We start from the raw sequence: 12,052 nt of genomic DNA on the forward strand, positions 1-12,052 counted from the left end.
GAACAGCGTCGACCGAGCCATCGAGGCTTCCTTCCAGCGCAGGTCCGACCTCGAGGCCACACGCCACAGCGTGAAGGCAGAGCCCCGGTCAGACGCCCCGCCGCTCCCGAGGTGATCGCCGACGCCGTCCTCTTCCCCCGCGTCGTCGGAGTTCTCGTACCTCACCGGGGCGTCCCCTCCCCCGTCAACGCCGGCTACGCACCCTTCCAGTACCGACCCCCGCGGTTCCCAGAGACAGCTGAAGGACACACCATGAAAGCCCCCGCGGCACCACCCAGAAACGGAGAGCTCGGCTTCTGGGTGGCCCAACTAGCTGACAAGAAGCCCTCGTTCCCCCGTTTCACCGGCCAGGACTCCGTTGACGTGGCCATTGTCGGCGGCGGCTACACCGGCTTGTGGGCGGCGTACTTCGCCAAGAAGCTCGAACCGTCGCTCTCGGTCGCCGTCTTCGAGGCCGAACAGGTGGGCTACGGCGCATCGGGGCGCAACGGTGGCTGGCTCTCTGCCATGCCCCCGGGAAACCGTGCCACCTTCGCCCGCGCCGGGGGAGGGCTGGAGGCGAGCCGGGCGCTTCAGCAGGAATTCGTCGCCGGCGTCGACGCGGTCCTCGACATCCTCCGGGCCGAGGGCATCGATGCCGATCAGCACAAGGGTGGCGCACTCGTCGCCGCCCACACTCAGGCGGGGCTGGGCCGGCTCGCGGCCAGGCGTGACGCCGAACTGAAGTACGGGCTGACCGACGACGAGGTCCACCTGCTCGGCCGGGAGGAGTTCCAGTCCACGATCAACATCTCCACCGTCCACGGCGGGCTCTTCTACAAGCACTGCGCGCGGTTCCACCCCGCGAAACTCGTCTACGGCCTCGCCGACACCCTGACCTCCATGGGGGTGCGGATCTACGAGGGCAGCCGGGTGGACAGTGTCGCGGGCAGGACTCTCACCCTGGCCGACGGGCGGGTCACCGCCGCCCGGACGTTCATCTGCACCGAGGGCTATTCGGGACCGCTGCTCGGCCGCCGGAGCGTGATCCCGGTCAACTCCTCGTTGATCGTGACCAAGCCTCTGCCGGAGGAGGCGTGGCAGCAGATCGGCTGGAACGGGCCGCAGTGCCTCAACGACTCCGCGCACACGTTCATCTATGCCCAGCGGACGGCGGACGGCCGTATCGCCATGGGGGGCCGCGGTGTCCCCTACCGCTTCGGGTCCGGTACGGGAGGAGCCGGTGCGACCGCCCAGTCCACCATCGACCTGATCTCGCACAAGCTCAGTTCCTTCTTCCCGGGCATCCCCTTCGAGGTGGAACACGCCTGGTCGGGAGTCCTGGGCGTCACACGGGACTGGAACGGCGGCGTGCACTGGGACCCGGTATCCGGGGTCGGATCGTCCACCGGCTACGCGGGACACGGCGTCACGTCGGCCTACGTCGGCGGCAGGACTCTCGTGGAGCTCGCCTTCGAGAAGGAAACCGAACGGACCACCCTTCCCTGGGTCGGCTACCGGGCACGGAAGTGGGAACCGGAACCCATCCGCTGGCTGGGCGTTCACGCCATGTACCGGCTCTTCGGCATTGCCGACCAGTGGGAAGAGCGCAGGGGTTCCACCACGACCTCGCTCCTGGCCAGATTCGGCAGCAGGCTCGCCGGACTTCACGAGTAGAGACAAGGAAACCGCTCTCATGGACGCACAACTCGCAGTCATCGGCCTGGGCAGCATCGGAAGCATGGCCCTGTGGCAGGCCTCCCGGCTGTCCGACTCGGTAGTGGGCTTCGAGGCCGCCACCCCTGCCCACGGCCGCAGTGCCGTGGGCGGGGACACCCGCCTGTTCCGCATGGTCTATTTCGGGCAGCCCGACTACTACCCCATCATGGAACGCTCCCGCAGCCTGTGGGCAGAGCTCGAAGCGGAAACCGGGCAGGACATCTTCATACCTACCGGGGGGCTGTCCATCGGGACGGCGAACGGCAGCTTCATCAACAGCCTCCTCGAGACAACGCGCCTCAACGGAGCCGAGCACTACGTCCTCAGCCGGGAGGAGTTGGCGGAACGCTACCCCCAGCACAACCTCCGCCCCGACGACTGCGCCATCTACGACCCCCGCGCCGGCGTTCTGCGCACCGACCGCGCCGTCAGCGCCGCCGTCACCGCGGCCCAGGCCAACGGCGCCACCGTCCTTCAGAACACACCCGTGGACAGCGTCACCGAAACCGACCACGGCGTGGTCGTCACCTCGGGCGACAGAACCTGGACGTTCGAGAAGGTCATCGTCGCCTCGGGCGGCTGGTCCCGAAAGCTCATGCCCGACCACCTCAAGGCCGTCACGGAAACCCATCGGATCGTCCTGACCTGGTTCATCGCCCAGGACAGCACGCAGTTCTCGCCCGAGAACTTCCCCGTCTTCAGCCGGCTGTATGACGATCGCTCCCTGTACGGCGCACCCGCCGTCGATGGCGTGACGGTCAAGGCATCATTGGACGCACCGATGGAGGGGCGCAGAAGGACAACCCCGACCCGGCCTCCGTGCCCAGGGAACTCACCCCGGAAGAAATCGACAAGGTCACCGAGACCGTCACCGAATTCTTCCCCGGCCTGACCCCCACCATCGTGCGCTCCGACGCGTTCCCCGACCTTTTCACCGAGGACAGGCATCCCCTCCTCGGCTGGCTGGATCAGAAGAGCAGGGTCTACTACGCCACCGGATTCTCCGGAAAGGGCTTCAAAATGGCCACCGGCTACGGCCACATCGCCGCACACGAGGCGCTCGGCAAACAGACCATCGACGGCCTGGACTTCGTGCGCCCGGACCGGTTCAAGACCAGGTAGCCCACCCACTCCCGCCGCCTCGACGCAGCAACCTGGGAATCGCCGGCCACTTGACTCCGGTCGTTGCTGGACTCTTCTCCTCATGTCCCGCAACGACCGGATCAGAAGGCCGGCGCAGCCTGTTCCTTCTTCGGTCCCTGAGCGCGTGCCCTGAGCAGCGCGTCCTGCAGACGCTTGTGAGTCATGGCCAGGCAGGCGTGCACCGCGCCGCGTGCTACCGAGAGTCCCAGAACCTGGGAGACGCGGACTGGTGACCGTTGTGGCCAACAGTCGGTGAGCACCTCAGGCCAGGGCCTGGCCGCTGCCCGCCACGACCTCCGGACGGAGCAGGTCGACGAGTGTCTCGGCCGGCAACAGACCTTTCTCCAGGACGAGTTCGGCCACGCCGCGGCCGGAGGCGAGGGCTTCCTTGGCGATGTCGGTGGCCGCCGTGTAGCCGATGTGCGGGTTGAGGGCGGTGACCAGGCCGATGGAGTTCTCCACGCTCGCGCGCAGTGCCTCGGTGTTGGCGGTGATGCCGGCCACGCACCGCTCGGCCAGGGTCAGGCAAGCCGCACGCAGATGGGTGATCGACTCCGACAGGGAGTGCAGGATGATCGGCTCGAAGGCGTTGAGCTGGAGCTGTCCGGCCTCGGCGGCCATGGTGATGGCGACGTCGTTGCCGATCACCTCGAAGGCGACCTGGTTGACGACCTCGGGGATCACCGGGTTGACCTTGCCGGGCATGATCGACGAACCGGCCTGCACCGGCGGCAGATTGATCTCGCCCAGGCCCGCCCGCGGCCCGGAGGACAGCAGCCGCAGGTCGTTGCAGCTCTTGGACAGCTTGACCGCGATGCGCTTGAGCACCCCGGACATCTGCACGAAGGCACCGCAGTCCTGGGTCGCCTCGACCAGGTTGGCCGCCGTCACCAGGGGCAGCCCGGTGATCCCGGCGAGGTGACGGCGGGCCGACTCGGCGTATCCGGCGGGAGCATTGAGACCGGTACCGATCGCGGTGGCACCCAAGTTGATCTCATGGATCAACTCCACCGCTTCCGCGAGCCGGCTGCGGTCCTCCTCGATCATGACGGCGAACGCGGAGAACTCCTGGCCGAGCGTCATGGGCACCGCGTCCTGGAGTTGGGTGCGGCCCATTTTGAGCACGGCGCGGAACTCGATGGCCTTGTGGGCGAACGTGTCCTGCAGGACGGACATCGCGACGAGCAGCCCGCGCACCGCGAACACCGTCGCGATCTTGACGGCGGTCGGGTAGACGTCGTTGGTCGACTGACCGAGGTTGACGTCCTCGTTCGGGTGCAGGTACGCGTACTGCCCCTTCTCGTGGCCCAACAGCTCCAACGCCCGGTTGGCGACGACCTCGTTGGCGTTCATGTTGGTCGAGGTGCCGGCGCCGCCCTGGATGACGTCGACCACGAACTGGTCGTGCAGCTTGCCAGCGCGGATCTCCCGGCAGGCGGCGACGATCGCTGCGGCCTTCGCCGGCTCCAGCAGCCCGAGCTCCTCGTTGGCGAGGGCGGCGGCCTCCTTGACCGCGGCAAGAGCGTCGATCAGATGCGGGTACGCGGAGATCGGCATGCCCGTGATCGGGAAGTTCTCCGTGGCACGCAGGGTGTGAACTCCCCAGTAGGCATCGGCGGGGACGTTCCGGTCGCCGAGCAGATCGTGCTCGATGCGGGTGACGGCGGTCATGGGCTGGGGGTCTCTCTCGGGAGGCATGGTGGGGGCCTCCCGCGCCGCTGCGCGGAAGGCCCCCGCGGTGTCACCGGTGTCGGTACCTGCTCAGAGCAGGCGATCCTTCGCCTTGTAGTAGGCGCCGCCGAACGGCAGGAACCAGGGTGTGCCGTTGTAGAAGGGGACGGGCACCTTCGGGAAGCCGAAGCCGCGCATCGGGTTGGCCTCCGGCTTGCCGTCCATCATCTCGGCGACCGCGCGGCCCATGTACGTGGCCATCTGAACGCCGTGGCCGCAGTAACCCATGGAGTAGTACAGGCCGTTGACGTCACCCGCGTGCGGGATGCGGTCCCAGGAGAAGCCGACCATGCCGCCCCACACGTAGTCGATGCGCACCCCCGCCAGCTGCGGGAAGATCTCGGTCATCTCCCGCTTGAGGATGTCGCCGCTCTTGACGTCGGAGGCCGGGTTGGAGGGGGCGAAGCGGGCCCGGCCGCCGAAGGCGAGGCGGTTGTCCGGGGTGAGACGGATGTAGTTGCCGACATTCTTCTGGGCGACCAGCAGGCGGCCGTTCGGGATGAGCTCCTTGGCGCGCGCCTCCCCAGCGGCTCGGTGACGATGATGAAGCTGCCGACGTTGATCAGCCGCTTGCGGAACCATGGCATCGAATTGTCGGTGTAGGCGTCCGTCGCCGCCATCACCTGCTTGGCACGGATGGTGCCATGCAGGGTCTCCACCGAGAAGCCGCCGCCGGGGAGGCGGGTGAGGCCGGTGGCGGCGTTGCGCTCGTGGATCTCGGCACCGGCACGCTCGGCGGCGTCCGCCAGGCCGACGACGAACTTGCCCACGTGCAGGGCTGCGCCGAGCGGGTCGAGCAGGGCGCCGTGGTAGTAGTCCGTGCCCAGCTCGGCGCGCAGCTCGCTCTTGCTGAGGACGACCGTCTCGTGGCCGAAGTTCTCGGCCAGGTCACGCTGCTTGGCCTGCAGGCCCTCGAAGTGCTGGGGCTTGCAGATCGCGCCGAGGCGCCCGGCACGGTGGAAGTCGCAGTCGATCTTCTCCCTGACCGCAATCTCCTCGACGACGTCCACAGCGACACGGAACGCGTCGTAGAGCTCGCGAGCACGCTCCTGCCCGTAGCGCTTGCGGGCCTGGGCCGGGCTGATGGTGATGCCGGGGTTGCAGTGGCTGCCGTTGCGCCCGGAGGCGCCCGAACCGACCTGGTCCTTCTCGACGAGGACGACCCGGGCACCCTTGCGGGCGGCGTGGTAAGCGGTGGACAGGCCCGTGAGGCCGCCGCCGATCACCACCACGTCCGCCTCGTCGGGCAGGTCCTTCCCGGAACGGTCGGGCAGGGCGGGGGCTGTGTCCATCCAGTAGGGGATCTGCTTCATGGCGTGCGTCCTCTGTCTTCTCGGTCTGTTTCGCCGGTTATGCCGTCGGTCAGCAGCCGAGCAGCTTCGGCAGGCCCGACAGGTCGGGCAGCTCGTCGTAGGGCTGGTAGTCGGCGCTGCCCTTGCGGCCGTAGCGGTTGATCCACACCCGGCGCTTCAGGCCGAGGTCACGGGTCGGGATGTGGTCGTACTCCCAGCCCTGGGCGACGTGGATGACCTGCGAGGGCTCGACACCCATGGTCCGGTAGGCGTGCTTGAAGGTCTGGCGGTCGGGCTTGTAGGCGCCGGCCTGCTGGGCGGTGATGACGTAGTCGAACTCGACGCCGATGTTCTTGACGTTCCGCGCGATCAGGTTGTCGTCAGTGTTGGAGATGATGGCGATCTCGTACTTGGTCTTCAGCTTCCGCAGGGCGTCCGGGACCTCCGGGAAGGGGCCGAAGGTGGGGACGGCGTCCACAAGGGCGTCGCCGTCGGAGTCGCGGTACTCCAGGCCGTGCAGGCGCATGGCGTTGCGCAGGCTGGAGGGCAGGATCTCGTGGTAGGGGCGGTAGGCCTCCAGGACGGCCTGGAAGCGCATGACGCGGAAGTCGTCGAGGAACTCGTCGACATCCAGGTTGTCCAGGTCGAGCCGGTCCTCCAGGACCTTCAAGGTGGTGGGCCCGAGCTCGAAGTTGATCAGGGTGGCGTAGGCGTCGAAGGTGACGATCTCTCGCATGGTGTCCAGCCTTGCTCTCGCGGTTTTCAGAGGGGGTGGGAGCTTCAGACGACGCGTTCGCCGGGGGCGACGATCGCGTCGAGTGCGGCCAGGTCGGCCGGGCTCGGTATCCAGTCGGCCGCCGCCGCGTTGGCGGCGGCCTGTTCGGGGGTCATGGCTCCGCAGATGACGGAGCCGACGGCGGGGAGGGCTGCCAGTGCGCCGATCGCGACCTGGAGGAGGGTCAGGCCGCGTGCGGCGCCGTACGCGGTGAGCGCCTCGACCTTGTCGAGGGCCGCGTCGGTGAGCCAGCCCTCCCGCCAGGACAGCCGGCTTCCGGGCGGCGGCTCCTCGCCGCGCCGGTACTTGCCGCTGAGCAGGCCGTTGGCCAACGGGTAGTACGGCAGCAGACCGACGCCGTGGCGCAGGCAGGCCGGGATCAGGTCCTGCTCCACGCCGCGGTCGAGCAGGTGGTAGCGGTCCTGGGTGGACACGAAGACGTCCGTGACCTGCTCGGCCGGGAGGTTGGAGCAACCGATGTACCGGATCTTGCCCTCCCGGACCAGCTCCTGTAGCGCGGCGACCGTCTCCTCCAGCGGCGTGACGCCGTCCGGTTCGTGGTACTGGTACAGGTCGATCCGGTCGGTGCCGAGCCGGCGCAGTGACGCCTCCACCGCGTACCGGATGTAGGCGCGGGATCCGCGCGGACCGTACAGGTCGGCATCCCGGCTCATCTCCATGCCGAACTTGGTGGCCAGCACCACGTGGTCACGGCTGCCCTTGAGCGCGGCACCGAGGAGCCGTTCACCGTCGCCGCGGGAACCGCCCCGTTCGCCGGACCCGCCGTACATGTCGGCGGTGTCGAACAGGGTGATCCCGGCGTCGAGGGCGGCGTGGACGACGGCCTTCGTGCCGTCCTCGTCGAGGCGGGCGCCGAAGTTGTTGCCGCCGACGCCGACCACCGAGACGGTCGGGCCGCGCTCTCCGAGCGTGCGGTATCTCATGACCGGTTCCCGAACCCGATGCAGACGTTCTTGGTCTGCAGGTAGCTGGCCAGGCCTTCGAGACCCTTCTCCCGGCCCCAGCCGCTGTGCTTGTAGCCGCCGAAGGGCAGCTCGACGCCCGTGCCGACGCCGGTGGCGTTGACATAGACCTGGCCGGCTCGGATGCCCTCGGCGAGCCGCATCGCCTTGTCGATGTCGCGGGTCCAGACGTACGAGGCGAGGCCGTACGGGCTGTCGTTGGCGATCTCCAGTGCCTCGTCCGCGTCGTCGAACTCGATGACCGTGACGACCGGGCCGAAGATCTCCTCGCGGGCGCACCGGGCCTGGTTGTCCAGGCCGGTGAGGACGGTCGGCTGGACGTAGTAGCCGTCGGCGAGTTCGGGGTCGGTGGGGGCGCCTCCGCCGGCCCGTGCCACGGCGCCTTCCTCGCGGGCCAGTTGCAGGTAGCCGAGGACCCGGTCCCGCTGCCGTGCGGCGACGAGGGGGCCTACGTCCGGGTCACTGAGACCGGGGCCGACGCTGAGGGAGGCGGCGTGCGCGACGAGCTTGTCCAGGAACTCCTCCGCGCCGCGCTGGAGCAGCAACCGGGTGCCGGCGGAGCAGGTCTGCCCGGCGTTGCCGAACGCGGAGGCGGCTACCGCCCCGAGCGCCGCGTCGAAGTCGGCGTCCGCGAATACGACGACCGGTGACTTGCCGCCCAGTTCCGTGACCGAGGGGACCACGTTGGCGGCGGCGGCCTGCGCGACCTTGATGCCGGTCGGCACCGAGCCGGTGAAGGTGACCTGGTCGATGTCCGGGTGGCCGGCGAGGGCCGCGCCGGTCTCCCCGTCGCCGGGGACGACGTTCAGAACGCCCGGCGGCAGACCGCACTCCAGGGCGATCCTGCCGATCTCCAGCGGGGTCAGCGGCGCCTCGGGGGACGGCTTGAGCACCACGGTGCAGCCGGCGGCCAGCGCCGGGGCGGAGCCCCTCGCGGTGTTCTGGAGAGGGTAGTTGAACGGGATGATGTGGCCGGAGACGCCGATCGGCTCGCGCACTGTGTAGTCGAGCAGGCCGGGGCCGAGCGGGACCGTCGAGCCGCCGAGCTTGTCGGCGACGCCCGCGTAGAACTCGAAGTAGCGGGCGGCCGCTTCGACATCCGCCTTCGCCTGGCGCAGCGGCTTGCCGACGTCCTGGCTCTCCAGACGGGCCAGCCGTTCGCCCTCGTGGCGGATGGCCTCAGCGATCCGGTACAGGATGCGCCCCCGGTCGGCGGCGCGCATCCCGGCCCATTCGGGAGCGGTGAAGGCCGCGCGCGCGGCGGCCACCGCCTGGTCCACGTCCGCCGTGCCGGCCAGCGCCACCTGGGCGATGGCCGTGTCGTTCGACGGGTCGAGGACGGTGAAGGAGCGTCCGTCGGCGGCGGGGACGTGCTTGCCGTCGATCAGCAGCTCGGTCAGCTGCAGTTCGTCGCTCATGGCTGGATCTCCCCCAGCACCTCGCCGAAGATGACGACCTCGTCGCCCGGGCGGACCGTGCGGATCCGGCGGACCCAGAGCACGATGCCGTCCTGCGGCGCGGTGACCTCTTCCAGCGTGGTGCCGTAGTGGTCGGTGATGGTGGCGATCAGGTCGCCTTCCTTGCAGGTCTCCCCCGGCTCGGCGCGGGCGACGAAGAAGCCGCCGGAGGCGGAGCGGGCGAAGGTGCCGGAGACCGTCGTGTAGGTGTCCCGCAGTTCCGCCTCGCCGTCGATCATGGCGAGGCTGCGCAGGATGTTGCGGATCGAGTTCATGTGGTGCTCGACGTTGGTCTCGCGGTAGGTGGCGCCGCCGCACTCGATGGTGATGGCGGGCTTGCCGGCCTCGAGGACGGGGTGGCGGACCGTGCCGCCCCACTTTCCGCCCTTCCAGACCAGCTCGTGCCCGGCGGCCAGGGCCAGGTCCGTCGCGATGTCCTCGTAACCGCCCTGGAGGATGACCAGCGGGGCGATCTCGCCGTAGGCGCCTCCGGTGTGCAGGTCGACCACGGCGTCGACCGCCGGCACGACCTGCTCGACGAAGGTGGCGGCCAGACGCTGCGAGTACGAGCCCTCGGCGTCGCCCGGGAAGATCCGGTTGAGGTTGAGGTGGTCGATGCCGCTGGCGCGGGCGGCCGCCTCGAAGGCCGGGGTGTTCAGACAGGGGATGCCGACGACGGTGCCGCGCAGGGTGGCCGGGTCGAGCTCGGCGAGGACGCGTCGGATGGCCTCCTGGCCGTCGTACTCGTCGCCGTGCACGCCCGCGTCCACACACAGGACCGGGCCGTCCTGGACGCCGTTGACGACGATCAGCGGAATGCCGAGCTCCACGCCGTAGCTGCTGGTGCCGACGGGGATGAGGCCGTGGGCACGCTCGCCCGGGGCGACGGTCAGCGGACCGATGGAGAACATGTGGTTCCTTCCCAATACGTGGATCAGATGCGGGACGACGCCTCGGCGAGGGTGCCGGCGATGATCGCGGCGATACGGTCGAGGACGGCGCGGTCGCTGATCAGCGGGGGCGCGATCTGGACCAGCGGCCTGGAGCGGTTGTAGACGCGGGCCAGCAGGCCGGCCTCGCGCAGCCGACGCGGGATCAGGTCGCCGATCAGAGCGGCTCGGGCGTTGGCGCTGAAAGCGCCGTCTTCGAGGTCGCCGACGAGTTCGCAGGCGTAGAAGAACCCGGTGCCGCGGACGTCACCGACGATCGGCAGGTCCTTGAGGGCCGTCATGCGCTTGGCCAGGTCGCCCTGGAGACCTCGGACGTTGTCCAGGATGCGGTCTCGCTCCATGATCTCCAGGTTGCGCAGGGCGATGGCCGTGCTCAACGGATGCCCCGCGAAGGTGTAACCGTGGTTGAGGACCGCGCCGGGCTGGTTGATGACCTCGGTGACCTTGGTGCCGACCAGGGTCGCGCCCAGGGGGGCGTATCCGGCGGTGATGCCCTTGGCGACGGTGACCATGTCCGGGCGGGCGCCGTAGCGGTCCCCGCCGAACCACTCGCCGATCCGGCCGAAGGCTGTGATGACCTCGTCGGCGACGAGCAGGAAGCCGTACCGGTCGGCCAGCGCCCGCAACCCCTGCCAGTAACCCTGGGGCGGGGTGATGCAGCCGCCCCGGTTCTGCACCGGCTCGGCGATGAGCATCGCGACGGTCTCCGGGCCCTCGGTCAGGATCGCGGCCTCCAACTCGGCGAGCAGCCACGCCGTGTACACCTCGTCGTCCGCGAACTCCGGTGCGAGGCCGAGGCGGTTGGTGTTCGACACGAACCGGGTGTCGATCGCCGGCGGACCGTACGGCTCCGTCAGACCGGGGTCGTCGGTGAGGGACAGGGCTCCCACGGTCAGGCCGTGGTAGGCGCCGCGCCGGGCGATCGCCTTGGTCCGGCCCGGCTCACCGCGCAGGACGTGGTAGCGGCGGGCTAGCTTCCAGGCGGTCTCGACGGCTTCGGCGCCGCCGCTGGAGAAGAAGGTGTGCTCGATGTCGACGGGGGCGATGTGGGACAGCCGCTCGGCGAGTTCGATGGCCGAGGGGTGCGCGGACCCGGTCCACAGCGGGCTGTAGCACAGCTCACGCAGTTGCCGTTCGGCGGCCTCGGCGAACTCAGGGCCGTAGGAGTAGCCGAGCTGGCAGCAGTACAGCCCCGACAGACCGTCGATGTAGCGCCTGCCGTCCGCGTCGTGGACGTAAGGGCCCTCCCCTCGCTGGACGACGAGGAGGTCTTCGCCCTCGTCGCCGAGCGATCCGTTGGCGGTCATGTGCAGCAGCAGGTGCCGTTGAGCGGTGGCCGCGGTCAGCCGAGCGGCGACGGTGGTCATACGGCTTCGCCTCCGGGGTTGGCGACGCCGACCGTGTTCTCGACCGACAGCAGGGAGTCCTGCCGTCCGGAGCCGAGCCAGCGCACCAGGGCCACCAGGCCCAGGGCGAGGATGGCGAAGGCGATGAGGATCGCGCTGACCGCGGTCACGCTGGGATCGATCTCGAAGGTCAGCGAGTTGTAGACCTGCACCGGCAGGGTGACGGTGTCGACGGAGGACAGGAACTGGGAGATGTAGAACTCGTCGAAACTGGTGATGAAGGAGAAGATCGCCGCCGCGATCATGCCCGGCGCCGCAAGCGGGAAGGTGATCTTCCGGGCGATCGTGAGCCGGCCGGCGCCCATACTTGCGGCGGCGTCCTCAAGGCGTTCGTCGATGCCGCGCAGGGTCGCGATCAGGATCAGGACCGCGATCGGCGAGGCCAGCACCGTGTGCCCGAGCGCGATCGCGATCGGACTGCCCAGCATCGCCGCAGGCTCGAAGAACAGGAACAGACCCAGCGCGGTGACGATCTGCGGAATGACCAGCGGCCCGAGGACCAGGGCGAAGACCGCGGAGCGCAGCGGCAGTTCGCTGCGGACCAGAGCGGTCGCCGCGGTCACCCCGATGATCAGGGAGAACACGGTACTCAACGCGGCGACCAGGGCACTCAGCGA

9 protein-coding genes and 2 pseudogenes are annotated in these 12,052 nt (G+C 69.2%); 3 read left to right on the forward strand and 8 right to left on the reverse strand.

What is annotated here, in order from left to right:
- Window positions 1-252 precede the first annotated feature (252 nt).
- The 3 genes and pseudogenes from ACQEV8_RS03555 (at window position 253) to ACQEV8_RS03565 (ending at window position 2,820) form a co-directional block, all read left to right on the forward strand.
- Entirely contained in the window at window positions 253-1,656 is a 1,404-nt protein-coding gene (locus ACQEV8_RS03555; protein ID WP_432957247.1) for an NAD(P)/FAD-dependent oxidoreductase, read from the forward strand.
- Between the two features lie 64 nt (window positions 1,657-1,720).
- Window positions 1,721-2,368 (forward strand): annotated as a pseudogene (locus ACQEV8_RS03560) (FAD-dependent oxidoreductase); the annotation flags it as partial.
- Between the two features lie 98 nt (window positions 2,369-2,466).
- On the forward strand, window positions 2,467-2,820 hold the full coding sequence (locus tag ACQEV8_RS03565) for an NAD(P)/FAD-dependent oxidoreductase (RefSeq protein ID WP_432972410.1): 354 nt from the start codon (window positions 2,467-2,469) through the stop codon (window positions 2,818-2,820).
- A gap of 282 nt (window positions 2,821-3,102) precedes the next feature.
- Here the strand turns inward: ACQEV8_RS03565 and aspA are convergent, their stop codons facing one another.
- The 8 genes and pseudogenes from aspA to ACQEV8_RS03605 all read right to left on the reverse strand — a co-directional run bounded on the left by aspA (window position 3,103) and on the right by ACQEV8_RS03605 (window position 12,019).
- Window positions 3,103-4,512 (reverse strand): aspartate ammonia-lyase, encoded by a 1,410-nt coding sequence (gene aspA / locus ACQEV8_RS03570; RefSeq protein ID WP_432972413.1) that lies wholly within the window; start codon window positions 4,510-4,512, stop codon window positions 3,103-3,105.
- A 90-nt stretch (window positions 4,513-4,602) separates the two neighbouring features.
- A pseudogene (locus tag ACQEV8_RS03575) lies at window positions 4,603-5,885 on the reverse strand (NAD(P)/FAD-dependent oxidoreductase).
- 49 nt (window positions 5,886-5,934) lie between these two features.
- Complete coding sequence (locus tag ACQEV8_RS03580; RefSeq protein WP_432957248.1) at window positions 5,935-6,600, reverse strand: haloacid dehalogenase type II; 666 nt, start codon at window positions 6,598-6,600, stop codon at window positions 5,935-5,937.
- A gap of 44 nt (window positions 6,601-6,644) precedes the next feature.
- The gene (locus ACQEV8_RS03585) at window positions 6,645-7,583 is read right to left on the reverse strand and encodes an aldo/keto reductase (RefSeq protein WP_432957249.1); all 939 of its coding nucleotides are present in this window, start codon (window positions 7,581-7,583) and stop codon (window positions 6,645-6,647) included.
- Window positions 7,580-9,040 carry an aldehyde dehydrogenase family protein gene (locus ACQEV8_RS03590; protein ID WP_432957250.1) on the reverse strand — a complete coding sequence of 487 codons (1,461 nt, stop codon included), beginning with the start codon at window positions 9,038-9,040 and terminating at the stop codon, window positions 7,580-7,582. The genes ACQEV8_RS03585 and ACQEV8_RS03590 overlap by 4 nt, the downstream gene beginning before the upstream one ends.
- The gene (locus ACQEV8_RS03595) at window positions 9,037-9,990 is read right to left on the reverse strand and encodes a succinylglutamate desuccinylase/aspartoacylase family protein (protein ID WP_432957251.1); all 954 of its coding nucleotides are present in this window, start codon (window positions 9,988-9,990) and stop codon (window positions 9,037-9,039) included. Before ACQEV8_RS03595 ends, ACQEV8_RS03590 begins: the two co-directional genes overlap by 4 nt.
- A gap of 23 nt (window positions 9,991-10,013) precedes the next feature.
- Complete coding sequence (locus tag ACQEV8_RS03600; RefSeq protein ID WP_432957253.1) at window positions 10,014-11,396, reverse strand: aminotransferase class III-fold pyridoxal phosphate-dependent enzyme; 1,383 nt, start codon at window positions 11,394-11,396, stop codon at window positions 10,014-10,016.
- Complete coding sequence (locus tag ACQEV8_RS03605; RefSeq protein ID WP_432972416.1) at window positions 11,393-12,019, reverse strand: ABC transporter permease; 627 nt, start codon at window positions 12,017-12,019, stop codon at window positions 11,393-11,395. The genes ACQEV8_RS03600 and ACQEV8_RS03605 overlap by 4 nt, the downstream gene beginning before the upstream one ends.
- Window positions 12,020-12,052: the final 33 nt, after the last annotated feature.

The sequence above is a fragment of the Streptomyces sp. CA-179760 genome (genome assembly GCF_050937045.1).
Lineage (GTDB): Bacteria > Actinomycetota > Actinomycetes > Streptomycetales > Streptomycetaceae > Streptomyces.